Genomic DNA, 25,047 nt, shown 5'->3' with positions numbered 1-25,047 from the left:
GTTAGTCTTCCTCCATCAGATCGATACCGATGGCTCGCTTGATCTGCTCGCGCAGGCCGCCGCTGCCGGCGCCGCCACCCAGGGTGACGAGCACCGGTTCGATGCTGCCCTCGACGGCCTCTCGGGCGTTCCGAGAGAGATGCGCCATGTCGTCGTCGTGCATCACGACGATGCCGACGTCGTCGTCGTCGAGCGTCCGCATGACGGCCTCGTCGAGCGCCTCGTCTTTCTCCTCGTCCGGTACGTTCTCGAACTTCCGCACGCCCGCGAGTCGGAAGCCCGTGGTGAAGTCGGGGCTGCCGATGACGGCGATTTCCTGGCTCATAGGATCACCAGTTCCTCCTCGATCTCCTCCTCGGACAGCCCCGCCTCGCGGCCGCGGGCGATGGCGCGGATGTTGTCCACCTCGCGCTCCTTGGCGAGGATGTAGGAGACGACTGGCGCCACCGACAGCGGGTGGATGAAGCCGAGCCGATCCGAGTATTCGAGCAACGCGACGTCGAGTGCCCGCTCGAACGAGATCAGGCTGTCGGCCTCCTCGAACTCGTCGAGCGCGCTGTCGAGATCGTCACCGTACGTACTCTCCCGGATCACCGCGACGAGTTCGTCGACGTTGCCGGCGATGGCGCTCAACTGATCCGCGCCGAACAGCTGTCCGCCCTCGATGTAGTACTCCGAGGGGTCGACGTCGGCCCCGCTCCGGGCCAGGCGGAGCGCGTTCCGCGCGTTGCGGAAGTCGATCTCCGCCTCGAGGAACTCGCGGTAGGTCTCGTTGGCCTCGCCGCCGGGTAGGTCCGACAGGAGCTGTTCGTAGAAGACGCGGTCGACCGCGTTCTCAAGCGGCACGAGGACGCCCGACTCCTCGTACTCCTCCAGCGCCTCGCGGAGCGGGGTCGCGAACATCGTCCGGTCGAGCAGGTCGGCGACCTCCTCGATCGATCCCGCGTCCAGCAGGCGGTCGAGCAGGTGCTCGTCCAGCTCGCCCGCCCGGATGAGGTCCGTTTCGACGTCCTCGCGGTCGGCGCCGGAGTAGATCCCGCGAAGCACTGTCTTGACGTTCCACGCGTCGAACTTCCGCAGGTATCGGGCGATCAGGTCGTACAGCCGACCGTCGGCCCAGTCCAGCAGATCGTTGAAGTGCTTCGCGAGGTTCCGGTTGAGCGCGTACTCGATGAGGTCGACCCCCGAGTGGCGTGCCCCGAGGGCGTTGATCTCGCTCTCGTACTCCGACTCCTCCATGAAGCGGGCGATCTCCGCCGGCCCCATGCGGATCAGCTTCCGGTAGTCCTCGTCGCTGAACAACACCGAACGTCGCGAGCGAACGCGGGTTGTGACGTACTCCGGGTTCGAAGCGCCAGGGCTCGCGCTCATCGCTCGAACAGTCGGTTGCTCAGTTCCTTCAAGTTGTTCTCCCAGACCGTCTCGAGGAGCGAGTCGAAGGTGTTGTTCACGCGGACCCGCGACTCCTCGCTCTCGACGACGACGCCGCCGAGACAGTCGGACGTCCCGGCGACGTCGAAGCCGTCGTAGTCCTCGAGCAGGTCTTCGAGCAACGTCTCGTCGTCGGCGCGCCCGTACACCGACACCGACTCGCCCTCGTCGAACTCCTCGGCGGCCGCCTCCAGCAGCGACGCGGTGAGCGACCGACGGCGCTCGCCTTCGATCCCTGCCAGGGCGTCCTCGACCTCCGACCGGACCTCCTCGAGCACGTCACGCCGGGCCTCCAGCCGGGCTTGCTTTGCTTCGAGTTTCGCGCTGGAGACGGTCTGTTCGCGCTGCTGGGCGATCTCCCGCTCGACCTCGGCCTCGCGTTCCTCACGGATCTCTTCGGCGTCGGCCTCGGCATCCTCGACGATCTCGTTCGCCCGCTGTTCGCCCTCGTCGCGGATCTCCTCCGCACGCGCGCGGGCCTCGTCCCGGATGTCCTCGGCAACTGTGTCCAAACTCATAGTGGAGAGAACTGGGAGGAGTTAGCTACCCGCGCTGAACATCGCCTCGAAGAAGTCGGCGGTGTCCCACGGAATCCCCGTCGTGAGGAACAGGGTAACCAGCGCCAGAATCACCAGTGTCTCGGGGAGGACCGTGAGGATCAGCCCACGGACGAACATATCGTCGTCCTCGGCGACGGCGCCGACGGCGGCCGCACCGATCCCCCGCTCCGCGTAGCCCGCGCCGAGCGCCGCCAGCCCGACCGCCAGCGCGGCGGCGGCCTGTGCGGGGATCAGCGGGAACGACGTGGCGTTGTTCTGCAGTACGACCGTCACGAGTTGTGAAGTAGCTTCGAGCATTGGGGTCACTTCGGGTTTCCGAACAGGCACACGTCCGTATAGACCGGGCATAAAACTTCCCAAAAGAGACGGTCATTATGGGCGTTGGAACCGCTGATTTCGGCCGAATCCATGGGATTCGTTCACAGCGCTCGCGCCCCGCGACCCGCGCCGGTGCGCCGCGGCCGTCGCTGGGGGCGCGGGTGTACGGAGAACGGAAACGGAACGGACCGCGACCGGCGGCCGTCAGTCGTCGGTCGTGTACTGCCGGTCGTACCCGAACGGCTCGTACTCGCGGCCGCCGCCCTCGTAGAACTTCCCGAAGAACTCGACGTACTCGAGACGCACGGCCTGCAGGCCGGCGCTCGTGACGCCGAGAGCGAGCACGAGCAGGTGGCCGACCAGAAGGACGACGATGCCGAGGACCAGCATGCCCGGTCCCATGTTCATCAGCCCCTCGAACATCACGGTACCGTGGGACTCTCCCGAGTACATGAAGTGATACGCCCCGTCGCTGCTGGCGTAGGCGCCGAAGAAGAGGAGGTTGACCGTGAAGGCCATCCCCGCCTTCGCGAGCAACACCGCGGCGATCCGGGTGTACGACAGTGCGTTGACGAACACGTTGAGGAACTCGATGGCCTCGACGGGTTCGCCGACGATCAACAACACGAGACCGAGGCCGAAGAGCGCGGCGGCGGCGATCCCGACCGTCGGACCGATACCGAGGCCGCTCTCCAGCCCGACGATCTGCCACACGTCGTACAGCAGATCGGGCTTGGCGGTCTCGGCGTGCTCGGAGAACACCCACAGCCACAGGCCGTTGAGCATCAGCAGCCACGACCCGCTCTCGAGCACCGCGTGCTTGACGTCGTGGAGCTGGTAGTTCTCGACGAAGTCGAACAGCCACCCGATGTTGAGGTGGAGGACGCCGACGAGGACGCTGATCACGAGCCACGCCTGTGCCCAGAGCAGGTAGGTCGGCTGGAGCCCCTTGTGGAGTGGTGCGTGCCCGCCCCAGAGGAACGTCGACACCAGGTGCGTCCCGAAGAGTTCGCCGTAGAGGACGCCGAACAGTATCGTGAAGATGCCGGCGAAGATGGTCACTCCGCCCATGCTCCGGAAGGCATCGCTGTCGAAGTTGGTGAGGAGGTAGTAGCCGATCAGCGTGTAGACGATTCCGTAGCCGACGTCGCCGATCATGAACCCGAAGAAGGCCGGGAAGGTCAGAAAGAGGACGACCGTCGGGTCGAACTCGGCGTACTTCGGGCGGCTCACAGCCTGTGTGAGCACCTCGAAGGGCCTGACTAGGCCGGGGTTGTCCTGGATGACCGGCGGGTCGTCGTCGGCCATCACGACGCCGCCACCGTCGGCCCGCACCTCGTCGCCGTTTCCGTCGGTTGCCGCCGCCGCTGTCCCCTCGACGCCGTCGGAGACGTTCTCGCGAACCGCCTCCTCGCCGTGGGCGTCGAACGTCGCCCGCTGGAGTTCCTCGACTTCCGCGTGGTCACCGACGCTCTCGGTAATCGCCGCGGCGAACCCGGTGTACTCCTCGGTCGGAATCCACCCCTCGGCGACGAACGCGTTGTCCGTCGTCGCGAAGGAGAGCGGCGCCTCCCGTTTCTGGACGTCGATGGAGAGTTTCTCCTCGGCGGCCAGCAGGAATCCCGCCGCGTCGAGTTTCACCTCCTTGAGTTCGTCCTCGACGGTCCGGAGCTTCGAGTCGAGTTGCTGTTTCCGGTGGTCGAGTTCCGAGACGTACTCCTCGGGGGACCCCTCGGCGTCCGGGACTTCGAGTGTGGTGAAGTCGACACCGACCAAGGCGTCCGTAATCACATCGTCGGCGCCTTCGGTCGGGCGGGCGAAGATGGCGACGACGCCGCCCTCGGCGAACAGTTCCACGTCGTCGATGCCGTCGGCGTCGACGACCGCCCGCTCGACTGCGTCGACGTCCCCCTCGCCGACGACCACGTCGAGCGTCTCGTATCCCGAGAGCAAGTCGAGGTCGATGCCGAGCGTCGCGAAGGGTTCGACGGACGAGAGTTGTTCTTCGACGCGACCGAGTTCGCTCCGGACGTCGTCGCGCCGGTCCTCGAGTTCGTTGACGCGTCCACGGATCTCCTCGAGTTCGTCTTCGAGGGCGTCGTCGGTGACGATCCGTGTCGGCCCGGCGTCCTCGTCGTCTACGTCGAGGATGCTCTCGATGGAGCGAACGGTCACCAGCTTCTCGGAGGCCTCCTCGGCACCGTCGATCGGGGTCCCCGGTTCGAAGCCCTCCCAGGTCCCGTCGTACTCGGTGACGTGAAGCAGGTTGCAGTCGTGGACCGCCTCGACGACGTCGTCCATGACTCCCTTCGATCCCGTCACCGACACTTTGCTCATCCGCTCAGGTCTGAGCATGCACCGCCTCCTCGAACTGTGTGATGGCGTACTCGACGGCCTCGTCCATCTGGGCCTCCGCCTGGGAGACGAGCTCCTCCCGGGCTGCCTCCCCTTCGTCGCGGATTTCCGCGGCCCGGGACTCGATCTCCGATTCGGCTTCTTCGAGGCGTCTCTCGGCCATCTCGTCGGCCTCGCGTTCGGCCTCGGCGCGGATCTCGTCGGCTTGCTCCCGCGCCTCGGCGATCCGTTCCTCCCGGTCGGCCTCGGCCTCCTCGACGATCTCTTCGGCCTCGCTCTCGGCCGCCTTGATCCGTTCGAGAACCTCTGGTCTCGGCATACTACTGATCGTTGGAAAGTTGCGCAATCGGCGTATAAGGTGTTTGCGGAACGCCCCCGAGAGGCTTCTCGGTGGAGTCCGGCCGGAATCGCCTACTCGGTCAGCGGGAGCAACAGGCCGAAGACGAGCGGCGAGAACAAAAGGAGCGCCACGCCGACCACTTCGGCGTCGAACAGCAGCGTCGCCTCCCACGCCGGCAGTTGCAGTCCCATCGCGTGCGCCGCGAGTTCGCCGAGCGCACCGGCCGCGAACAGGCACAGGCCGAGCAGTGTGCCCCGTTTCGCCCACGTCGGATAGTCCAGGTCACCGTACCGTCCGGTCATGGGCGACATTCGCCCCCTCCGGTGCAAGAAGCTTCGGTTTCGCACGACCGAAAGAGCCACAACGGGGACCGGCTTCTGCCCCGACATGAACTCGACACTGCTCGAACTGCTCCCCGAACTGCTCGAACTCCTCGCGTTCGGCCTCGGCAGCGTCGGCCTGTCGGTCGCCGGCCTCTACATCGAGCGATTCGCGCTGGCGACCGCCGAGAGCGGACAGCTCAAACTCGGCGCGTGGCTGGCGTTCATGGGCGCGATGGCGTTTTACTTCGCCTACCTCATGAGCACCGACAAGTTCCGCCCGAAACTGGCGGCGGTTCGGCGACGGATCGCGGAGTAGGCGCCATCCGGCCGTCGAGCGTGGCGCGAGGTGTCCGCAACAGTCCGGTTCCGTCGGACTCCCCCCGTTACGCCAGCGGCGTCCGCTCGACGACCGTACCAGTCCCACCTTTTACTCGCTCGCACGGCTCGCTCGCAAAAGCTGGATCAAAACTTACGCCAGCGGCGTCCGCTCGACGACCGTACCGTCCACCGTCGGATACTGCTCGACGATTTCGCCCTCGCCAACGTCGCCCTCGTCGACCATCTCCTCTAAGAGCCACCACGCCAGTTCGACGTGGTCGGATTTGACGGTGTAGAACTCCTCGGAGACCCCCAGGTCGCGGAGGCGCTCCTCGGTGACCCACGTCTTGCCGTAGACGAGGGTGCCGTCGTCGGTCACCTCGTCGAACTCCCGGCGGATGCTCCGTGCCATCCGCTTCAGCCGGCGCCGGTGCTGGGCGGCGTCCTTGAACACCGAGGTACAGAAGTAGACCCGGTCGTGGTCGCCCATCACGTCGAGAATCTCCTCTTTCGGCGATTCGACGGCGCTCATGTGTCCCTCGCGGAGGTCGTACCCCTCCTCCTGCATCCGGCGGTAGTTGCCGTCGGACATCTCGAACTCGTTGATGTTGCAGAATTCGGCGGCGCCCTCGTCGAGGAACTCCAGAAACTCGGGTTCGGCCCGGATGCCCGGAATCTCGAACGCGGGGGTGAGTCCCTCCTCGCGGGCGATGTGGAGGATGTCCTCCCACTCGGTGCCGTGGAGGTCGCCCCACTGCTCCAGGGGCGGATGGAAGCGAATTTCGTCGAGTCCCGCCTCCGAGAGGCGGCGCATGTTCTCCCGTCCGCCCGTGATGCCGGTGTAGAGGTGCGTGTGGTGGTCCGCGCCGAACTCGTCTTTCAACAGCGAGAGATAGTGGCACGTGCGATCCATCGACTCCTGGGGTTCTCCCCCGGTGATCGACGTGCCCAGCGCGTCCATCCGGCGTGCCTCCGTCAGGACGTCCTCGTCGGACTCGACGCGACGCTCGTTGGCGTAGACCGTGTCGACGTTCTTGCGGTTCTCGCCGAGCGGGCAGTAGAAACAGTCGCGCTGGTCGCAGTACCCGTAGACGAACAGTACCATCTTCCCGCCCTTGGCGCACTGTTCACAGCCCTTCGAGATCATTCGTTGTCCACAACTTGCTCCCGAGGCGGGAAAACCCGTCGGTACGGGCCGCCGGGAGCCGGCGAACCAACGGTTTACTTCCCCCGCCACCGTACCGGCGGTCATGCCGTACGATCCCGACAACACCGCGGTGGTCGTCGTCGATATGCAGAACGGGTTCTGTCACCCCGACGGCAGCCTCTACGCCCCGCCGAGCGAGGCGGTGATCGACGAGGTGTCGGCCCTCGTCGGCCGCGCCCACGACGCCGGCGCGCGCGTCGTCTACACCCGCGACGTCCACCCGCCCGAGCAGTTCGACGACACCCACTACTACGACGAGTTCGACCGCTGGGGAGAACACGTCCTCGAAGGGTCGTGGGAGTCGGAACTCGTCGACGAACTCGCCGTCCGCCCCGGCGACCACGTCGTCGAGAAACACACCTACGACGCCTTCCACGAGACCGACCTCGACGGCTGGCTCTCGGCACGGGGTATCGACGACTTGCTCATCTGCGGGACGCTCGCCAACGTCTGCGTCCTCCACACCGCGGGCAGTGCGGGCCTGCGCGACTACCGGCCCGTCCTCGTCACCGACGCCATCGGCTACGTCGAGGAGAGCCACCACGAGTACGCCGTCGACCACGCCGACTGGCTGTTCGGCGAGACGACGGCCGCAGACGCCGTCGAATTCTTACCGACCTGTTAGCCATCGGGATAGCAATTGTTATTATCTGAACGGTGCTGAGTTAATACATGACGGTCGTCAGCGTCTCGATGCCCGAGGAACTGGTAGAGCGAATCGACGCCTTCGCGGAGGAACACGGCTACACCGGCCGGAGCGAAGTCGTTCGCGACGCCTCTCGGACCCTCCTCGGGGAGTTCGAAGACAAACGTCTGGAGAACCGCGACCTCATGGCCGTGGTGACGGTCATCTTCGACTACGAGACGACGAGCGTGGAGGAGCGCATGATGGGCCTCCGTCACGACTACGAGGGACTCGTCGCCGCCAACTTCCACAGCCACGTCGGATCGCACTACTGTATGGAACTGTTCGTCCTCGAAGGCCGACTGGAGACCATCTCCACCTTCGTCGGGAAGATTCGAGCGACGCAGGACACCCTCAGCGTCGACTACTCCGTGATGCCGGTCGACGAGTTCGGACCGCTGGCGTCGCCGGAGTGATACGGGCGGGCGTGTGTCAGATACGGGCCGTCGTCGACTACGGGGGCGACGACGGCCGGCAAATAGCCGTATGAGTCACTCCGCTCCCGGCGCGACGACGATAGCGCCCTTCTCGCCGAGGGTGTGGTGTGGCGCACAGGCGTAACGGTAGACGCCCGGTTCCTCGAACGTGTGTTCGAACTGGACGCCGGGTTCCGTCTCCACCCCGCTCTCGATGTCGGCGTCCTCGAACGCGATCTGGTGGGGCCCGCCGGTCCACACCCAACGGACGGTCGTCCCCGTCGATACGCGGGCCGCCGGCGGCGAGAACGTGAAGTCGCTCTCGCCCTCGGCGGAGCCGACCGTGACGATGGGCGACGGGTGTCCCAGCCAGTCGACGACGGTGCCGTCGTAGATGTTCACGTCCGCGAGCCAGTCGTCGACCGCCGGATAGTCGCTCGACGGTGGATCGGCGACGACGACGGCACCGACCATGCCCGCGTCGCGACTCGACTCCGAGACGTATCGGTAGGTACCCACCTCCGCGAAGGTGTGTGAGAACGCGTGCCCGTGGGACGAAACCGGGCCGCCGCTGTCGAAGGCGCCGTCGACGGCGACGACGTTCGCGGGGTCGCCGTCCCCGCTCCACTCCCACGTGACCGTCGTGCCGGGTGTGACGCGGATGGCGGCGGGACCGAACGCGGCGCTGCCGTGCCCCGCGCCGAGGCTGTCGCCCACGGTCACCGACGGGGCGTCGTCGGGGCCGTACCGTTCGATTACCCCCTCGTAGCCGTTCGCGTCGGCCAGCCAGTCGTCGAGACAGCCACTGGACGCGTCGCTTTCGTCGTCGGTAGTTTGCCCTCGCGCCGTGCAACCGGCCATCGCGCCGGTGCCGAGGAGGGAGGCGGCCACGAACTCGCGCCGGGACCAATCGGACGGGTTTCGCATGGCTATCGAACCTCCCGCCGGAGTGTTCGGCGGCGAGCAAAGTACCCAGCCGCGCGTTCCCAGTCCCCGGGAACCGTGTCGTCCCTCGAAATCGGGCCGGCTGTACCCTTTTGTCCGTCGACCCCGTTCGATTCACCGTGACCGACCTGCGCTATCTCCCCGACGCCGACGGCGTCACCGAGTTCGAAGCCACCGTGACCGAGGTGACAGACGACTACCTCGTCCTCGACGGGACGTACTTCTACCCGGGCGGTGGCGGGCAACCCCCGGATCACGGAACGCTCGAGTGGGACGGCGGCCGCGCGGCCGTCGTCGACGCCGCGAAGAACCACGGCGACGTGCGCCACCACCTCGGGGACGTGGCGGGCGACCTCCCGTCGCCGGGGACGACGATCACTGGCCGGATCGACGCCGACCGTCGCGAGCGACTTCGACGGATGCACACCGCCCAGCACGTCGTCTCGCGGGTCGTCCTCGACGAGTACGGGGCGGCGACGGTCGGGAATCAGGTGACCGTCGACGGCGCCCGCATCGACTTCGACCCTGCCGACTTCGACGACGCCGACCTGACCGCCATCGAGCGACGAACGAACGGGGTGTTGGAACGGGACCTCCCGGTCGAGAAGTCCGAACGCCCCCGAGCGGCCGTCGAGGGCGCGGTGCCCGAGGGCCGGACCCAACTCGACCTCATCCCCGAGCACGTCGATCCGCTCCGGGTCGTCGCCATCGACGATTTCGACCTGTGTCCCTGCGGCGGGACGCACGTCGACCGCCTCGGCGACGTGGGGACCGTCCGGATCACGAACCGCGTCTCGAAGGGTGCGAGCGTCGAGCGCATCGAGTACGAACTGGCACCGTAGCGGCGGTTCGGAAACGACGAACCCAAACGGTGTGGCCGGCTATCGGGGACAACATGGATATCCGATTTCTCGGCGGAGCCGGCGAGGTTGGTCGCAGCGCCATCCTCGTCAACGACCGCCTGCTTCTCGACTTCGGCATGCTGACCGGAAACCCACCCCGATTCCCGGTCGAGACGCCCGACCCCGACGCAGTCGTCGTCTCCCACGGCCACCTCGACCACGTCGGGGCCATCCCCTCCCTGCTTTCCGGTGACCGTCGCCCGCCCATCCACTGGACGCCGCCGACGCGTGAACTCGCGCTGACGCTGGCTCGCGACACGCTCAAACTCCACGGCGGCACCTACGACTGCCCGTTCACCGAGGAGGAGGTCCGACGCGTCACGCAAGTTTCCGAGACGCACGGCTACCGCGAGACGTTCGAGGCGGCGGGCCACGAGGTGACCTTCTACAACGCCGGCCACATCCCCGGGAGCGCACACGTCCTCGTCGACGACGGCGACACCCGCCTGCTCTACACCGGCGACTTTCACACCGAAGACCAACGGCTGGTCCCGGCGTCGACCGCTCGGCCGGAGGCGGACGTCGTCCTCTGTGAGAGCACGTACTCCGACGTGGAACACGACTCCCGTCGGGACATCGAGGACCGATTCGCCGAGAGCGTCCGGACGACGGTCTGGGAGGGTGGCACGGTGGTCGTTCCGGCCTTCGCCATCGGGCGGACACAGGAGATGCTCCTGATCTGTGCTTCCCACGACATCGACTGCTACGTCGACGGGATGGGCAAGCGGGTGACTGGGATGCTCCGCCGACATCCCGAGTTCGTCCGGGACGAGGAGGCACTCCAGCGGGCGAAGTCCAACGCCCGCTTCGTCACCGGCCGCGACGGCCAGCGGAAACGTATCGCCGACCGGAACACGGTGATCATCACGACGAGCGGGATGCTCTCCGGCGGGCCGGCGATGACGTACGTCCCGGCGGTCCGGTCGCATCCGACGAACAAGATCACGCTGACGGGGTATCAGGTCGAGGGGACACCCGGGCGCGACCTGCTGGAGTCGGGGCGCGCCGAAATCGACGGCCGCGTGATGCCAGTCAGCGCCCAGGTCGAGTGGTACGATTTCTCCGCGCATGCCGACCGCGACGGGCTACTGAAACTGCTGTCGACCTACCGGGACGTGCCGATCCTCCTCAACCACGGCGACCGCTGTGAGGCGTTCGCGTCGGAACTCGACGCGGACGGGTTCGACGCGACGGCCCCCGCTCTCGGCGAGACGATAACGGTGTAACTCATACTGCCGGCTGTACGTCGAGGCAGATAGCCGCCATGTCGGGATGTCGACTATCGCGACACGGGTACGGTCAACGGCATCACTCCGCGGGGTCGACGACTTCGTAGCTGATGTTGCTGTCGCGGAGGCGGTCGAGGTGCGTCGAGAGTTCGTCGGCCACGGCCAGAAGCAGAACGTCGAGTCCCCGGGCGGCGGCCTCTCCCACCGCCTGTGGGGTGCCGAAGCGAACGTCGGGGTCGAGGTTGGTCGCGTGCGCGGCCGCGAGTGCCTCGGTGCCCGCCGTCGCCACCAGATCCGCCGCGGCGGCGTGGTCGGTGATCGTCGCGGTATCCACGGCGGCGCTCCCGCCGTCCTGGACACGGGGAATCGAGACGGCCGTCACCCGACCGAGGTCGTAGTCGAGGATGCCCCGGAAATCCGTGACGCCTACGTCCTGCCCTGGCTCGGCGTCCGTGACCGCAACTGCAGTTGTACTTCCGGCACCGCCGGGCGTCGCCCGGAGGACGCCATCCCGCATCGACAGCGAAACGGGCTCCCCCTCCGTGATGGAAGCGGTGGCGAGGGCCGTCTCGATTTCGACCTGCCCGACCACGTCCTCCGAGACGTGGGTGACGAACTCCCGGAGGGCGTCGGTCTGAGTGATCAGCCAGTCGACCCCCTCCTTGGTCACCTCGTACCGCCCGCGACCCGGACTGCGGACGTACCCCTCCTCGATGAGATCCTGCAGGTAGTCGCTCACGGCCTGGGCGGTGATGCCGATGTCGTCGGCAATCTCCCGTTGACTGACGGCCGGTTGACGCTCCGCGATCCCGACCAGGATCTGATATCGGGTCGCCGATCGCTTGCTCCGCAGGACGCCCGCCCCACCGTCGACGTTCTCTGCCATCGCCACCACTCCGGCCGCGCTACTCAAGTATTTTTACCTTAGTTCCGGTGTGGTTGCAACTCTTGGCCCTGAAATGAATTCTTACTTTCCTTAGCCCAAGATAATTTGCTTTGCAATCCACGTGAGTTGTCGTCATCGGCGTCGGCCACCGGGGTCCGTTCCGTCGGAACCCCTAACTGACCGACCTTCCTCCCCCCGTCGTATGTCCGTCGTCGACACGACGCTACAGGAACGGTTGAACCGTCGCATCGAGGGGCTCCGGAACGCCCGCGAACTCAAATCCGGTCACCCGAGCGTCGAGACGGAGACGCTCCGGAACTACCACGCCCGGGCGCGGGCCGACGGCTTCGTCTTCGACGCCGACGAGCCGGTTTCCAAGGTCGGTGGCACCGGGACGGCGCCACGCCCGCTTCGGTACTTCCTCGCCGGGTTTGCCTTCTGTCTCCAGGCACAGTACGTCCGCAACGCGATTCGGATGGGGATCGAACTCGACGAACTGGCCGTCGACGTGGACGGCGAAATCGACCGCCGAGGCGGGCTGGGTCTCCGCGAGGAGCCCGCGGACTTCGAGCGGATCGAGTACACGACCACCCTCCGGACCGACGCGTCCGAGGAGGCGGTGCGTGACCTCGTCGCCGCCGCCGAGTCCCGTTGTTACGTCCACGGGACGCTCTCGGCGGCCGTTCCGCTGACGGGCACGACCCTCCTGAACGGATCGCCGCTGTAGGGCGGCGCTCGCCTCCTCGTCGTCGACAGGGAGGAATTCGAGCGTGTGGTCCGCCCGTCCGACGGCGGAACGCCCTCCCGGACCGCCACTCGGCGGCCGAGGCCCCCCGCGGTTCGGACCGGCGGGTACGCGGGGTCGTGGAGTGCGAACTCCACCCCGGTGACCGACTCGGACGTGGGCGGATCGGCGGCGTCCGGACTCGTGGGTGCGGGGTTTCGGGGTACGTTCGACCGTCGTCCGGAACTGTTCGGTGGTCCCCGTCGCCGGTCGAGGTCACCCCTCGTATCGTCGCACCCGAAAGTCGGTGTAGCCGCCGCCGTAGGCCAGTTCGAGGGATCCGAGCCACCAGTTCCAGCGCCCGGCGAGCGACGATCCGTCGGGGGCGTCGGCGAGTTCCGCGACGACGACGGCTGTGGTCAGCGGCGTCCCGCGGTCGGTTTCGAGACGGCCGGCATCGGCCAGGTCGCGGGCACATCTGACCACCGCACGGCGCTCCCCGTCACCGGCGTCGAACGCGTCGGCGAGTGCCGCGTCGAGACGCTCCGGATCCACGCTATCGTGACACCCCCGTGTTCGGCCGCACACGACCGGACGACCCCGTTCGGTCGCCGCGAACCGTCCGCGTGCTCTTCACGCTACTCCCACCAGTTGCTCCGGCGCTCCCGATAGCTCGCGTCCCGGAACGGGGACGGCTTCTCCGCGTCGGCCTCCGCGCCGAAGACGTGCGCCAACCAGTAGCCGACGTGCCACCCCACCGCGTCGGTGTCGAGACCGACCAGCGTAATCTCCACCCGTGTGTACGTCTCGATGGCGCCGTCACCGTCCGGATCGGTGCCGTAGGTGCTGATACACGACCCGCTCGACGCCCGGCAGGTCGGCGTCTCGCCGAAGCGAATCCGGATCTCCGCATCGGCAGCCCCGGTTCGCTCGAAGGTGAGATTCCCCGGCATTCCGGAGGTGCCCTCCTCGTAGTACGTCAGCGCGTGGTCGACCTGCCGCCCGACGCCGTCGGGATCCGAGGCGTTCTCCCGGTCCACCCGGACGGTGAAGTCGCCGTCGGCCCAGGGGAAGTCCCGCTCCGTCGCGTTCGGCTGGGGTTCCGTGTAGATGACCGACCGCGCCCGCATCACCGCCTGCGGAGCGTCGTCGTGGTCCAGTCCGAGGGTGTGCCCGAGTTCGTGTTTCGTTACGAGCGTCGTCGACGCGTCAGACAGTCCGCTTTTGACCCACACCGTCTCCGGCCGGTCGACCATCCGGGAGTCGGTGAGTCGGGGGGCACAGCCCACCGCGTCCGCCACGCCGCCGCAGTCGGGAATCTCGTCGGTGAACGCGACGACGAGGTCGGGATTCTCGGCGTCGGGGCGCACCTCGTACCGGACCCCGAAGCCGAGATACGCGTCGTCGTTCTCCTCCCAGAAGGATGCCGCTTCGCGGACGAGAGGTTCGAAGTCCCGGACCCGTCCCCCTTCGTTGCGGATGGCGACCACGATTGGCTCGTCTCCCCAGGGGTTCGCACTCGGCGTCGCCGTCGTCGCCGGCTTCGTCGCCGTCGGCGTCCCCGTCCGAGTCGGCGTCGTCGGATCGGCCGCCGCCGGAACCGGGGTGTCCGTCGGCGTCGTCGCCGAGGGATCGAGCGGCGTCGTACACCCCGCGAGAACCAACAGGACGGCGATCACCAGCGTCCGGGCCGTCATACGCTCACTCGGTGCCGGGCGCTCAAAAACCGTTTCCCTCGACACGACGACGTGCGGGCGGCGTGCGTCCTCGCACGCCGCCACCGGGGACGACGGCGCGAACGGTCGCCACGGGGCGGGGATTTCGCGGGTGACGGGTGCTCCGCGGGGGACGTCCCCCGGTCAGTCCTGCTCCGGATCGACGTTCGCCAGCCGCATCGCGTTGCCCGTCACCGCGAGGCTCATCCCCATGTCACCGATCACGACGGCGTGGATGACGCTCACGAGACCCAGCGGCGCGCCCGCGGCGAGGACGAGTTTCACGCCCAGCGACGACCAGATGTTCGTCTTGATCACGCCGTTCGCCCGCCGGGCGAGGGCGACGAGGTAGGGCAGCCGCGTCAGGTCGTCGCCCATCAGCGCCACGTCGGCCGTCTCGATGGCAGTGTCGGTGCCGGCGGCACCCATCGCGACGCCGACCGTCGCGGCCGCGAGCGCCGGGGCGTCGTTGACGCCGTCGCCGACCATCGCCACGCCGCCAGTCGTGCGGTTCCAGGGGAGGCGCGCGCCGTCCTCGGCCGCGGCCGCCTCGGAATCCGCGGCGAACTCCCGGATGGCGGCTACCTTCTCGTCCGGCAGGAGGCCGGCGCGCACCTCGTCGATTCCCACCTGCGCCGCGATGGCGCGGGCTGTCCGCTCGTTGTCGCCGGTCAGCATGGCGACCCGGTCGATCCCGAGTTCGTGCAGGCGGCCGATGGCGTCCGCCGCCTCCGGACGCACGGCGTCCGCGACGGCGACGATGCCCTCCAGTTCGTTCTGGCTGTCGCCGGACTGCGTCCGGCTATCTGTCGGGTCGTCCCCGACTCTGCCGACGAGGACGACGGTCTTGCCCTCCGCTTGCAGGCGCGGCACCACGTCGTTCACGAGGTCGAGGTACGTGCCGTGATCGCACGTCTCGGGGTCGACGTCGTCGTCGACGACCACGCCGCCGTCGGTCTCGATGTGGGCGTGTTCGAGGTCGAAGCCGAGATCATCGAACAGCGCCGGTTTGCCCACGTAGTGGGTGACCCCGTCCAGGTCGGCGCGGACGCCCTCGCCGGCGATGGATTCGAAGTTCTCCACCCCTCGGTCCGTCACTCCCCGCTCGTCGGCGTACTCCACGATGGCCGTCGCGATGGGATGTTCGCTCCGCCGTTCCAGCGACGCCGCACACCGCACCACGTCGTCCTCGCTCGTCCCGTTCAGCCCCACCACGTCCGTGACGCCCAGTTCGCCCGTCGTGATCGTCCCCGTCTTGTCCAGAGCGACGGTGTCCACCTCGCCCATCGCCTCCAGGCGGTCGCCGCCCTTGATGAGGACGCCGTTGCGTGCGGCGCTCGTGATGCCCGAGACGACGCTGACGGGCGTGCTGATGACGAACGCACAGGGGCACGCGACGACCAGCAGGGTCAACCCGCGAGTGAACCACGTCTCGAACGGCGCGCCGACGAGGAGGGGCGGGCCGAGTGTCGTCGCCACCGCGAGCGCCACCACCGCGGGGGTGTAGTACGACGCGAACCGGTCGACGAAGCGCTCGCGTTCCGATTTGTCGCGTTCGGCGTCCTCCACGAGTTCGATCACCGTCGCCAGCGTGGACTCGTCGGCCGGCGCCGTCGCCTCCACCTCCAGATAGCCGTCCTCGACGATGCTGCCCGCGTACACTTCGTCGTCCTCGGCGACGTCGACGGGCACGCTCTCGCCCGTGATCGGCGACTCGTCCACCGCGCTCGACCCCTCGCGGACGACGCCGTCGACGGGCACGCGGTCGCCGGGCCGCACCACCACCACGTCCCCGACGGCCACCTCGTCGACGGCCACCGTCTCCTCTGTCGCCCCACGCCGGACCGTCGCCGTGTCGGGCGAGAGATCCATCAACTCGGACATCGACGACCGGGCGCGGTCCATGGAGTAGCGTTCGAGGAGTTCGGAGATGGAGAACAGCACCGCGAGCGTCGCCGCCTCGAAGGGCAGGTCGACCGCGACGGCGCCGACCACCCCGGCGCTCATCAGGAAGTCGATGTCGAGGCTCCGGTTGCGTGCCGAGTACCACCCGTTCCGCAGGATGGCCTGTCCGGCCACCGCGGCCGCGAGGACGTACAGTACCCAATCGACGGTGAGCGTCCGGCCCAGCGCCGTCGCGAGCGTCGCGTTCGCGCCCGTGAAGACGAACTCGAACCCGACGCCGGCGAGGAGCGCAACGGCGCCAACGGCGGTCTTCAGTGCCCGACGACTCCGCCAGACCGACTCCCCCGCCGCCTCGCCCTCGACCACCTCGTAGCCCGCGTTCTCGACGGCCGCCAGCACGTCACCCCGGGTGGCCCGGTCGGGGTCGTAGGTCACCTCGACCCGTCCCGACGTGGGTCGGGTGTCGTAGTCGACGACGCCGTCCACCACGGACAGCGCCGACTCGACTTTCCCGGCACACGACGAGCAGTCCATCGACGGCACCGAGAACGTCTCCGTCTCGACGTCCGAGACGGCGTAGCCCGCCGCGTCCACACGCTCCCGGATGGCGTCCGCCGTCGTCGTCGCCGAGTCGTACCCGACCACCAGCGTCCCCGACGTCGGCCGGGTCTCCACGGAGTCGACCCCCGAGAGCGTCCGGACGCTCCGCTCCACCTTGCTCGCACACGACGAGCAGTCCATCGTCGGGACGGAGCCCCGGAACGTCTCGTCGCCCGCCGGGGCCGCCGACCCGCGGGTGTGGTCGTGGCCCCCCTCGTCGGCACCGCAGTCGCACTCGTCGCTCATTGCTCGCCCCTAGCTCTCGGGTCCGTATTAATCCTCCTGCCAAGAAACCCGGTATATAACAAAATGATTAATAATATATTCTAGTTTTATTAATAAATCTGGCCCCGGATCGGGGGACTTCGGCGCCACGCGCCCGTCGTCGGCGCGACGCTCGGTTTCGACGTGCTTTTTATCGGCGACCGTCTGATTCCGGGCATGGCTGACTTCAAGGTCGTCGTTTCGGACCCGGATACGGGCCGAACGCAGCAGTTCGAGGTCGACGGACAGGACGCGAACCGGTTTCTCGGGCGCGAACTTGGCGACGAGGTCGACGGCGGCGCCGTCGGCCTCGACGGCACCACGCTCGACCTGACGGGCGGGTCCGACGACGCCGGCCGTCCCCTGCGCTCGGACGTCGCCGGCCCGGCTCTCAAGGAGGTCCTCCTCGAGGGCGGCGTCGGTTTCGCCCCGTCGCGCGACGGCGAGCGAAAGCGCGTGACCGTCCGCGGCCGCGAGATCAGCGACGCCGTCGTCCAGATCAACGCGAAAGTCGTCGACGGCGACGCCGGCTTCGGCGCCGACGAGGCGGACGAGGCGGACGAGGCGGACGACGCCGACGAGTAACGTGTCCGACCGCGTCGCCAGCGACGGGGATGCGGTGACGACGTACCGCGCCGAACTCGCCCGGAGCGGCGGTACTCGTCGGCCCTGTCTTCGTCTCCCCGACGACGCCGCCCTCGACGCCGGCGAGTTGATCCGCCTCGTTCTGGACGGCGACGAGTACCACGCCCAGGTCGAAGCCGACGCGTCGGGTCCCCTGCTCCGTGGGGCCTACGACAACCGCCGCCTGGCGCGGAGCGACCGCGAGGGGACGAACCGCCTCGTCGAGTGGGTGCGCGGGGTCGACCTCGAGGTCGGCCGGAGCATCGACGTCGACGAGGTGACGCCGGGCGACCTCTACGGCGTCCGCGTCCCCGGCCAGCGGGCGGTGTACACCGTCACCCACCGCCCGGACGACTCCCTCGCGTCCATCGCCGAGGACCTACGCGACCAGTAGCCGGAACGCCGCCCCGACCAGCAACAGCGTCCCCGCCAGCGCGAGCAGCACGATCACCCACGTCGGCCGCTCGCCGACGGCGAGCCGCCCGCCGAGGGGCGTCGCGTCCGATCCGGTGAGGGTGACGACGCCGGCGACCAAGATTCCGACCCCGAACAGTGCGGTCAGTGCGGGGAGCACGGCGAGCGATCCGCGCAGGTCGACCGCGCCGTCGACCACCAGTCCGGCGCCGAACAGCGCGTAGGCCGTGCCCGTGAGCTGTGAGCGGTTCACACGTGGTCGACGGCGACGATCCTCAAAAACCCCACCGTCCCGTCGACCGCCAACCGGCCGGAAGCGACCCTTCTTTACGCCTCGGCGACCTGCCGACGGTATGAGCGACCCCGACCTCGACGCGTTCCTCGCGGGCGACCGACTCGACCACATCGCCCTCTTTCTCACCGACGACTACCTCGACGACGATACCCTCGCGGACCACGGCACCCCCGTCGACGGCGGCGTCGTCCTCGTCGTCCCGGGCGAGCAGGGCCGCCGGCTGTTCTCGGCCGGCACCGGCATGGACGCCATGGCCTTCGCGAAGGAGGCGATGGGCACCGAGGGCGACATCGACCCCGGTCTGACCGGGGGCACCTGCCCCGACTGCGGCGAGGGCGCGGCGTTCGTCCTCGCCTTCGCCGAGGCGCAAAACGAGGAGGTCGGCGGCATCTACGCCGAGGGCGACGTGATCCACGCCTACGCCGCCTGCCCCGACGGCACCGCCTTCTCGGATCGCTGGATCGTCGGCGACGCGTAGGTCAGTTCTCGTCGGCGTCGTCCGCCTCGTCCGCCTCGTCCGCCCGTTCCGCGTCCTCGGCTACCCGCTCGAACGCCGCGAGGATCACCTGTCTTGTCGCGTAGCCCTCCGTCGTCCAGTGGTGAGCGTAGTCGAGCATGTCCTCGTAGATGTCGGGTTTACAGCCCGCGGCGCGGGGGTGACCGCCGCCGTTCACCAGGGCCGCCACCTCGTGTGCCCGTTCGAAGCCCTCGCTTCCGCGGATGCTGGCGCTGCCGGCCGGTTTGACGACGACCGCGGCGTCGGCTCCCCGTTCGCGCAGCGCCTCGGCCACCTCGTTCTGCGAACACCGGCCGTAGGTGACGCCGACGGTCCACGGGCCGACCGACCGCATCTCGGCGCGGTCGACGGCCGCCTCGATCAACTGCTCTTTCTCGACGCGCCGGTGGTCGAGGTAGTCGACCACCGGAGCCGGAAGGGCGGGGCCGTACCGACCGACGACGGTCACGTACTCCTCGGCGCCGGCCCAGTGGGCGTAGTCGGCCAGGTCGTCGCTCCGGGGGTCCTCCTTGATCCAGAGGTCGTGGTCCCGGGTGACCGCCGCCAAGTCGACGAGGTGGTCGGGGAAGTCGACGTCCAGCGACCGAAGCGTCACGTCCGCCGTACACTCTTCGTCGCTCTCGCCGACGACCAGGTCGACGCCCGCGTCGCGGACGGCGGCCGCCACGTCGTCGTCCCACTGGTGGTGGTCGAACCAGCGGACGCGCCCGGCGCAGTCGACCACGGCGTCGACCACCTCGGTGATCGACTCGTCGTCCGGACAGAGATCACAGACGTAGACGTCGACGCCGGGGTCGGCGTACTCCGCGACGCGTTCGAGGGCGTCCGACAGCGAGTGGGGACTCGCGGTCACCAGTCCGACGGACGAGTCCTCGCCGTCTTCCTCCGCCTCGTCGTCTAGCTGCGGATCGGTTCGCGCCGCGAGCGATTCCTCGAACGGCGCCACGTCGAGGGCGGCGTCGTACCGTTCCCGGAGGAGGGCAACGCTGGCGAGGCCGTCGGCGTCGCCGTCGGCGACCACCACCGTTGCGGCGCCCTCGATGGCCTCCCGGGCGCGTCGGTCGGCGTAGTCCTCGTCGAGCGAGTCGGGGTAGAAAAAGCCCGCACCGGGCAGGCGCGACTTCCGCGAGAGGGAGAGTCCGTCGCTGTCGATCAGGTCGTCGTCCATACCGGCCGGATGGGGGCCGGCCCGAAGTATCCCGCGGTTCGGCCGGTCGTTGTAAGCCGATGCCGTCCGGTCGTCACGACCGCCCGGCGAACCGTCGGCGCCCCGCCATCGTCGCGTTTGGCCCCGTTTGTACGCCGAAGCGACCGACTGTGCGGTCGGGCGCGGCACCGACTTCGACGGCTGACGACGCCAAGTATCAGGCGCTCGCGGCGTCGCGGACGCCGCCCTCGTCGCCGCGTTCCCGTTCGCCGAGTTGACGAACCGTCAACACGGGAACGGGGCAGGTGCGCACCACTCGCTCGGCGACGCTCCCGATGAGAAAGCGGTTCTCGCCGTGACGGCCGCGGGTCCCCATCGCCACCACGTCCGCGTCGTGGTCGGTCGCGTACTCCCGAATCACCGTCGCGGGTCGCCCCTCGCGGACGGCGGTCGTCACCGGGCGGTTGGCGGCCGCCCGTACCTCATCCAGGGCCGACTCGCCGGAGTCGTCGAGGGCGGCGCGCATCTCCTCGCGCACCTGTTCGGGCGAGCTCTCGACTTCGCTCTCGTCGATGACGTAGAGCGCGTGGACCGCCGCGTCGAACCGGTCGGCCAGATCGAGGGCGACGCTGACGGCCCGGCGGACGCTCTCCGACCCGTCCGTCGCGATGACGATGGTGTCGAACATGGTCCCGAGTTCGGCCGGTCGGGGTATAAACCCGGTGTCCCGTGCAGGGGGGAGCGTTTTTGACCGTGGCCCGCGCACGCCCGTCCATGACCGATCCCCTCTCGCCGTCGCTCGTCCTCGTTCCCGTGGACGGAAGCGAGGAGTCGCTCGAGGCCGTCGAGTACGCCACCGCTATCGCCGACGAGTACGACGCCGCCGTCCACGCGCTCTACGTCGTCAGGGAGGACGTGGCCCGCGCCATCGACACCGGCGCCATCGACGACGAGACGCTCGCGGCCGATACCGAGGCGTTCCTCCAGGCGGTGATCGAGATCGTCGACGACGCGGACGTCCCGCTCTCCACCTCGATGGCCTACGGTTTCTCCACCCGCCGCCTCTCCCGCCACCCCGGTAGCGTCGTCCTCGACACTGCCGAGGAACTCGGCGCCGACTTCGTGGTCGTTCCCCGCGAACCCGTCTCGGGCGACCCGGACGAGGTGCTGGCGAAAGCCGCCGAGTACGTCCTCCTCTACGCCAGCCAGCCCGTCCTCTCCGTCTAGTCGCGAAGGCGGATCGACATCTCGTGTTCGAAGCTCTCGGTGTCGCTGGCGCGGAACCCGACTTTCTCGTAGAGGTTGATCGCGGGGTCGTTCCAGCGCTCGACCGAGAGCCACACACGGTCGAAGCCGGCCGCCTCGCCGGCGCCGAGGAGCGTCTTCAGGAGGCGGGTGCCGATACCCGCGTGCTGGTACGCCTGCAGGACGAAGATGGCGAGTTCGGCGGTCCGCTCCGGTTCGTCGGGGACGAGCGTCGCGTGGCCGACGGCGTCGCCGTCGTGGGTCGCGACGACGTTTACCGTCTCGTCGTCCGTGATGGTGTCGAGCCAGTTCTCGATGCGCTCCTCGTTCGTCGGCGGGATGCCCTGTGCCCGGTCGGCGGGGTCGAACGCCTCGTACATCGCCATCAGCGCCTCGCGGTCCTCGTGGTCGTCGTAGTGCCGGACAGTGATCGACCGGCCTTCGCGGTCCTCGAACGTCGTCGGAGGCTTCGGGAACGGCCCGGCGACCTCGTCGGGGTAGGTGCTGTCGTCGGTCATCGGACGAGCGTCACCGACACGTGCGAGTTCAGCAGAACGAACTCGGCGATACCGCCGAGTTTGATCTTCCCCATCGGGCTGGTCTCCCCGCCGCCGAGAACGATCCGGTCGAACCCTTCCTGCTCCGCCAGTTCCACGAGTCGGCTCCCCGGATCGCCCTCGACGTGGCGGATCGGTGCCGCCACGCCCGTGTCGTCGAGGACCTCCCGTGCGCGCCGTTCGATCTCCTCCGGATCCGTCTCCGTTGCCGGGTTCCGGAGGATGGCGACCGTCAGGTCGTCGCCCGTCTCGGCGACGCGGGCGACGGCACGCTCCAGGGCGCGCAACGAGTCGTCGCTCCCGCCGATGCCCAGCAGTAGCTTCATGCGCCACCACTCGGCGCGGCGAGTGAAAAAGGTACGCGACCCGCCGTCAGACGGTCGGCAGACGGCGACGGAACCCTTTTGCGTCGGCGCACGGAACGCCGGCCCATGAGCGACGACGCGACGGCGGCCGAAGAGGGGGTGGAGCGGCGGTCTACGGACGAGGGGGTGGAGCACGGCTCCACGAGCGATCCGGCCGCCTCGGCTCAGTCGGGGCCGTCGACGGCCGACGAATCGGTCCCCGCCGACGTCCGGAAGTACGAGCGGTTCAAGAAGATGGACGGCGCCCAGTACGACCGCGTCAACTCCTTCCTCCGCGACCGAACCTACGTCACGGCCCGCGAGTGGGCCATCGCCCGCCTCTGTGTCGACTTCCGCACCGAAACCGGCGTCGAGATGACCAAAATCGGCGAGAACCTGCCCGAACTCGTCCCCTTCATGACCGACACCTACTCGCCGCAGGCGGTCAACCAGGCTCGCGCCTCCTTCGAGGAGAAGGTTCAGAAAGCCGGCGCCACCTTCCTCTACGGCGCCATGTCCGGCTTCTTCACCGCGGAGGAACTCGACGAGATGATGTACGAGGTGACCGAAGTCGCGAAGTTCCTCCTCGAGGTGGAGGGCGTCGACCTTTCGGTCGCCGAGGAACTCGACGCCGAGGACCGCATCTCCGAGGTCATGCGCGAGGTCCGCGAGTCCAGCGAGGAACTGCGGGACGACCTCGAGTAGTCGGAATCGTCGCCACCGGCGAGCATCTCCCCGAGGCTCACGACGGTCCCGACCGCACGTTCTCGCCCGCCGCCGCCCCGAAGGTGTCCATCGCTCCGTCGTAGACCCGGTCGCCACGCACCAGCGTCCACTCCGGGAAGACCCCCTCGAACCCCTCGAACGGCGTCCACCCGCATTTCGAGTGGAGCCAGTCACCCGTTACCGACCGCGGCCGGTCGAGGTCGTACAGCGCCAGATCGGCGTCCATCCCCGCCTCGATTCGACCCTTCCGCTCCAGGCCGAACGTCGCTGCCGGCGCCGCCGCCGTCAGGTCGCGGACGCGCTCGACCGTCAGCGGTCCGTCCCGCGTCTCCGCGAGCAGGAGGGGGACCATCGTCTCGACGCCGGGGACGCCGCTCGGCGCCGAAAGCAGCGTGGTCTCTTTCTCCGCGCGGGTGTGGGGGGCGTGGTCTGTGGCGATCAGGTCGACTCGTCCGTCGACAACCCGGTCGTAGAGGGCGGCCCGGCGCGGTTCGCTCCGGAGCGGCGGATTCATCCGCCCGAGAGTTCCCAGGTCGTCGAGATCCGTTCGCGAGAGCAGGCAGTGGTGTGGCGTCACCTCGCAGGTCACGGTCTCGGGTGCGTCGGCGACGACGTCGACGGCTTCGGGCGTGCTGGTGTGAGCGACGTGGAGGCGCGCCCCCGCCGAGACGCCGATCTCGACGGCGCGTTCGACGGCCGCGATTTCGGCCTCGGCGGTGCGGTAGGCGCTCCACGCGTCGGCGTCGGCGTCGGTGCCCACCCCGTCGCCGGCGGCGTCGCGAGCGGCCGTATCGAACAGCGTCGCGTCCTCGGCGTGGACGGTCACGGGCACGTCGGCGTCGACGGCGCGGTGGACCGCGTCCTCGAACAGGTCACCGTCGATGCCCATGTCACCGGTCGAGTCGGCGAGGAAAACTTCGCCGAGGGCGAACAGGGGACGATCGAACAGCGTCTCGGGGTCCCACTCCGCGGTGACGCCGCCGTTGATGCCATACTCGACGTGTGCGTCCCGGGCACACAGTTCCTTCTGGTCGTAGGCGGCACCGGTGGTCGTCGGCGGGTCGGTGTTCGGCTGATCGACGACGGTGGTGACGCCGCCCGCGGCGGCGCTTCGCGACCCGGTTCGCCACGTCTCCTTGTGGGGGTCCCCGGGTTCCCGGAAGTGGACGTGAACGTCCACGGCGCCGGGGAGGAGGAGTCGCTCCCGCGCTTCGATCACCTCTCCCGTCGCGTCGAGGTCCGTCCCGACGGCGGTGATCCGCTCTCCCTCGACGCGAACGTCGCGGACACGGCCGTCCGCCAGCCGTGCGTTCCTGACGAGCATACCCTCTCCTGTCCCCCGGCCGCCGTAAGTGTCCCGCTCACACCTCGATCCGACAGACGGCCGCGGCGTCGCCGACGAGTTCCCGTTCGACTGCCGTCCGGACCCGGTCCGGATCGGCCGGCCCGCCGGCCGCCGCAACGCTCCCGACGCTCTGCGGGTCGAACGGCTGGTCGAGAGCGTCGTACACCGCCGCGAGGACCGACGCCAGTTCCTCGCGGTCGGTCACGAGGACACAGCCGGCAACCAGTGCGGCGTCCGTCCGCACTCGCTGGGCGACGCCGACGAGTTTCCCCCCGGACTGCAGCGAGTGGGTGCCGGGACAGAACGACTCGGGCGGTTCGCCGACGGCCGTCTCGACGCCGAGGTTCGATAGCGCCCGCCGAAGCCGCTCGGTCGTCTCCTCGTACCGCTCCGCCAGACCTGTCCGGGCGTCCGTGACTGGCACCGCGTGGGCGAAGGCGAGCGTCGTGCCGGTGTAGGCGACGGCCCGCCCGCCGACCCGACGTTCGACCGGGAGGAAGTCACGCTCGCGGGCGGCGGCGCGGGCGCGGTCGTATCCCGATTCGGCGGCCTCCCGCCGGCCGAACGCGACCTGACGGCCCGGCGTCCACACCCGCACCGCAGGCTCCCCCGTCTCGCCCGTCCGCGCGAGCATCGCACCGGTCCGCTCACGGTCGGCGTCGGCCGTCGCCGCCCGACCCCTGAGGACGCGCATAGGAGAAAGGTCACGC

General features: G+C 68.7%; 31 protein-coding genes. 11 read left to right on the top strand and 20 right to left on the bottom strand.

All coding sequences use genetic code 11. The features are described from left to right. Position 1: 1 nt before the first annotated feature. The 7 genes from V8686_RS02125 to V8686_RS02095 all read right to left on the bottom strand — a co-directional run bounded on the left by V8686_RS02125 (position 2) and on the right by V8686_RS02095 (position 5,306). Positions 2-325 (bottom strand): V-type ATP synthase subunit F, encoded by a 324-nt coding sequence (locus V8686_RS02125; RefSeq protein ID WP_379702324.1) that lies wholly within the window; start codon positions 323-325, stop codon positions 2-4. Beyond that, complete coding sequence (locus V8686_RS02120; RefSeq protein WP_379702323.1) at positions 322-1,371, bottom strand: V-type ATP synthase subunit C; 1,050 nt, start codon at positions 1,369-1,371, stop codon at positions 322-324. Before V8686_RS02120 ends, V8686_RS02125 begins: the two co-directional genes overlap by 4 nt. Further along, positions 1,368-1,949 carry a V-type ATP synthase subunit E gene (locus V8686_RS02115; RefSeq protein ID WP_379702322.1) on the bottom strand — a complete coding sequence of 194 codons (582 nt, stop codon included), beginning with the start codon at positions 1,947-1,949 and terminating at the stop codon, positions 1,368-1,370. The genes V8686_RS02120 and V8686_RS02115 overlap by 4 nt, the downstream gene beginning before the upstream one ends. Before the next feature lie 21 nt (positions 1,950-1,970). Next, positions 1,971-2,288, bottom strand: a complete 318-nt coding sequence (locus tag V8686_RS02110; protein WP_379702321.1) for a F0F1 ATP synthase subunit C — start codon at positions 2,286-2,288, stop codon at positions 1,971-1,973. Positions 2,289-2,513: 225 nt separating this feature from the next. After that, positions 2,514-4,664 carry a V-type ATP synthase subunit I gene (locus V8686_RS02105; RefSeq protein WP_379702320.1) on the bottom strand — a complete coding sequence of 717 codons (2,151 nt, stop codon included), beginning with the start codon at positions 4,662-4,664 and terminating at the stop codon, positions 2,514-2,516. After that, complete coding sequence (ahaH, locus tag V8686_RS02100) at positions 4,651-4,983, bottom strand: ATP synthase archaeal subunit H (protein ID WP_379702319.1); 333 nt, start codon at positions 4,981-4,983, stop codon at positions 4,651-4,653. The genes V8686_RS02105 and ahaH overlap by 14 nt, the downstream gene beginning before the upstream one ends. 92 nt (positions 4,984-5,075) lie before the next feature. Continuing rightward, positions 5,076-5,306, bottom strand: a complete 231-nt coding sequence (locus V8686_RS02095; RefSeq protein ID WP_379702318.1) for a DUF7860 family protein — start codon at positions 5,304-5,306, stop codon at positions 5,076-5,078. 85 nt (positions 5,307-5,391) lie between these two features. Here V8686_RS02095 and V8686_RS02090 point away from each other — a divergent pair, with 85 nt between their 5' ends. Beyond that, the gene (locus V8686_RS02090; RefSeq protein ID WP_379702317.1) at positions 5,392-5,643 is read left to right on the top strand and encodes a hypothetical protein; all 252 of its coding nucleotides are present in this window, start codon (positions 5,392-5,394) and stop codon (positions 5,641-5,643) included. A gap of 153 nt (positions 5,644-5,796) precedes the next feature. Here the strand turns inward: V8686_RS02090 and V8686_RS02085 are convergent, their stop codons facing one another. Further along, a complete protein-coding gene (locus tag V8686_RS02085) occupies positions 5,797-6,792 on the bottom strand; it encodes a radical SAM protein (protein ID WP_379702316.1) in 996 nt (331 codons plus the stop codon). A gap of 103 nt (positions 6,793-6,895) precedes the next feature. Here V8686_RS02085 and V8686_RS02080 point away from each other — a divergent pair, with 103 nt between their 5' ends. Next, a complete protein-coding gene (locus tag V8686_RS02080) occupies positions 6,896-7,477 on the top strand; it encodes a cysteine hydrolase family protein (protein WP_379702315.1) in 582 nt (193 codons plus the stop codon). Between the two features lie 47 nt (positions 7,478-7,524). Further along, positions 7,525-7,953, top strand: coding sequence for a CopG family ribbon-helix-helix protein (locus V8686_RS02075; protein WP_379702314.1), 429 nt, complete (start codon positions 7,525-7,527; stop codon positions 7,951-7,953). Positions 7,954-8,028: 75 nt separating this feature from the next. Here the strand turns inward: V8686_RS02075 and V8686_RS02070 are convergent, their stop codons facing one another. After that, on the bottom strand, positions 8,029-8,880 hold the full coding sequence (locus V8686_RS02070; RefSeq protein WP_379702313.1) for a halocyanin domain-containing protein: 852 nt from the start codon (positions 8,878-8,880) through the stop codon (positions 8,029-8,031). Positions 8,881-9,017: 137 nt separating this feature from the next. Here V8686_RS02070 and V8686_RS02065 point away from each other — a divergent pair, with 137 nt between their 5' ends. Together V8686_RS02065 and V8686_RS02060 are read left to right on the top strand one after the other, a co-directional pair. Then, a complete protein-coding gene (locus V8686_RS02065; RefSeq protein ID WP_379702312.1) occupies positions 9,018-9,740 on the top strand; it encodes an alanyl-tRNA editing protein in 723 nt (240 codons plus the stop codon). A 53-nt stretch (positions 9,741-9,793) separates the two neighbouring features. Continuing rightward, positions 9,794-11,026 carry an MBL fold metallo-hydrolase gene (locus tag V8686_RS02060; RefSeq protein WP_379706433.1) on the top strand — a complete coding sequence of 411 codons (1,233 nt, stop codon included), beginning with the start codon at positions 9,794-9,796 and terminating at the stop codon, positions 11,024-11,026. A gap of 82 nt (positions 11,027-11,108) precedes the next feature. On the opposite strand, the gene V8686_RS02055 is transcribed toward V8686_RS02060, so the two are convergent. Beyond that, positions 11,109-11,915, bottom strand: a complete 807-nt coding sequence (locus V8686_RS02055; RefSeq protein ID WP_379702311.1) for a DUF7839 domain-containing protein — start codon at positions 11,913-11,915, stop codon at positions 11,109-11,111. Between the two features lie 202 nt (positions 11,916-12,117). Here V8686_RS02055 and V8686_RS02050 point away from each other — a divergent pair, with 202 nt between their 5' ends. After that, positions 12,118-12,642, top strand: a complete 525-nt coding sequence (locus V8686_RS02050; RefSeq protein WP_379702310.1) for an OsmC-related (seleno)protein — start codon at positions 12,118-12,120, stop codon at positions 12,640-12,642. Between the two features lie 273 nt (positions 12,643-12,915). Here the strand turns inward: V8686_RS02050 and V8686_RS02045 are convergent, their stop codons facing one another. The 3 genes from V8686_RS02045 to V8686_RS02035 form a co-directional block, all read right to left on the bottom strand. Further along, positions 12,916-13,194: a hypothetical protein gene (locus tag V8686_RS02045; RefSeq protein ID WP_379702309.1), complete on the bottom strand. Its 279-nt coding sequence runs from the start codon at positions 13,192-13,194 to the stop codon at positions 12,916-12,918. A gap of 83 nt (positions 13,195-13,277) precedes the next feature. Then, entirely contained in the window at positions 13,278-14,336 is a 1,059-nt protein-coding gene (locus tag V8686_RS02040; RefSeq protein WP_379702308.1) for a matrixin family metalloprotease, read from the bottom strand. A gap of 162 nt (positions 14,337-14,498) precedes the next feature. Beyond that, the gene (locus V8686_RS02035) at positions 14,499-17,105 is read right to left on the bottom strand and encodes a heavy metal translocating P-type ATPase (RefSeq protein WP_379702307.1); all 2,607 of its coding nucleotides are present in this window, start codon (positions 17,103-17,105) and stop codon (positions 14,499-14,501) included. A gap of 195 nt (positions 17,106-17,300) precedes the next feature. On the opposite strand from V8686_RS02035, the gene V8686_RS02030 reads away from it, so the two are divergent. Together V8686_RS02030 and V8686_RS02025 are read left to right on the top strand one after the other, a co-directional pair. Further along, the gene (locus tag V8686_RS02030; RefSeq protein ID WP_379702306.1) at positions 17,301-17,708 is read left to right on the top strand and encodes a 30S ribosomal protein S6e; all 408 of its coding nucleotides are present in this window, start codon (positions 17,301-17,303) and stop codon (positions 17,706-17,708) included. Between the two features lies 1 nt (position 17,709). Beyond that, complete coding sequence (locus V8686_RS02025; RefSeq protein WP_379702305.1) at positions 17,710-18,141, top strand: DUF7112 family protein; 432 nt, start codon at positions 17,710-17,712, stop codon at positions 18,139-18,141. Here the strand turns inward: V8686_RS02025 and V8686_RS02020 are convergent. Then, entirely contained in the window at positions 18,127-18,414 is a 288-nt protein-coding gene (locus tag V8686_RS02020) for a hypothetical protein (RefSeq protein WP_379702304.1), read from the bottom strand. The genes V8686_RS02025 and V8686_RS02020 overlap by 15 nt on opposite strands. Before the next feature lie 100 nt (positions 18,415-18,514). On the opposite strand from V8686_RS02020, the gene V8686_RS02015 reads away from it, so the two are divergent. Continuing rightward, the gene (locus tag V8686_RS02015) at positions 18,515-18,934 is read left to right on the top strand and encodes a DUF5807 family protein (protein ID WP_379702302.1); all 420 of its coding nucleotides are present in this window, start codon (positions 18,515-18,517) and stop codon (positions 18,932-18,934) included. 1 nt (position 18,935) lies between these two features. On the opposite strand, the gene V8686_RS02010 is transcribed toward V8686_RS02015, so the two are convergent. Further along, positions 18,936-20,141: a DHH family phosphoesterase gene (locus V8686_RS02010; RefSeq protein ID WP_379702300.1), complete on the bottom strand. Its 1,206-nt coding sequence runs from the start codon at positions 20,139-20,141 to the stop codon at positions 18,936-18,938. Between the two features lie 196 nt (positions 20,142-20,337). Then, on the bottom strand, positions 20,338-20,808 hold the full coding sequence (locus V8686_RS02005; protein WP_379702299.1) for a universal stress protein: 471 nt from the start codon (positions 20,806-20,808) through the stop codon (positions 20,338-20,340). An 86-nt stretch (positions 20,809-20,894) separates the two neighbouring features. On the opposite strand from V8686_RS02005, the gene V8686_RS02000 reads away from it, so the two are divergent. Then, positions 20,895-21,347 carry a universal stress protein gene (locus V8686_RS02000; protein ID WP_379702298.1) on the top strand — a complete coding sequence of 151 codons (453 nt, stop codon included), beginning with the start codon at positions 20,895-20,897 and terminating at the stop codon, positions 21,345-21,347. Here the strand turns inward: V8686_RS02000 and V8686_RS01995 are convergent. Beyond that, entirely contained in the window at positions 21,344-21,883 is a 540-nt protein-coding gene (locus V8686_RS01995; RefSeq protein WP_379702296.1) for a GNAT family N-acetyltransferase, read from the bottom strand. The two genes, V8686_RS02000 and V8686_RS01995, sit on opposite strands and share 4 nt — an antisense overlap. Beyond that, complete coding sequence (locus tag V8686_RS01990; RefSeq protein ID WP_379702294.1) at positions 21,880-22,248, bottom strand: universal stress protein; 369 nt, start codon at positions 22,246-22,248, stop codon at positions 21,880-21,882. The genes V8686_RS01995 and V8686_RS01990 overlap by 4 nt, the downstream gene beginning before the upstream one ends. A 78-nt stretch (positions 22,249-22,326) precedes the next feature. Here V8686_RS01990 and V8686_RS01985 point away from each other — a divergent pair, with 78 nt between their 5' ends. After that, on the top strand, positions 22,327-22,971 hold the full coding sequence (locus V8686_RS01985) for a DUF5806 family protein (RefSeq protein ID WP_379702292.1): 645 nt from the start codon (positions 22,327-22,329) through the stop codon (positions 22,969-22,971). Between the two features lie 37 nt (positions 22,972-23,008). On the opposite strand, the gene V8686_RS01980 is transcribed toward V8686_RS01985, so the two are convergent. Together V8686_RS01980 and V8686_RS01975 are read right to left on the bottom strand one after the other, a co-directional pair. Next, complete coding sequence (locus V8686_RS01980) at positions 23,009-24,316, bottom strand: dihydroorotase (protein ID WP_379702291.1); 1,308 nt, start codon at positions 24,314-24,316, stop codon at positions 23,009-23,011. 37 nt (positions 24,317-24,353) lie between these two features. Next, positions 24,354-25,031 (bottom strand): lipoyl protein ligase domain-containing protein, encoded by a 678-nt coding sequence (locus V8686_RS01975; protein ID WP_379702289.1) that lies wholly within the window; start codon positions 25,029-25,031, stop codon positions 24,354-24,356. Positions 25,032-25,047 lie beyond the last annotated feature (16 nt).

The organism is Haloplanus litoreus (genome assembly GCF_045690335.1).
GTDB lineage: Archaea > Halobacteriota > Halobacteria > Halobacteriales > Haloferacaceae > Haloplanus > Haloplanus litoreus.
The sequence above is the reverse complement of the archived record's forward strand: the minus strand, read 5'-3'. Positions and strand labels throughout refer to the sequence as shown.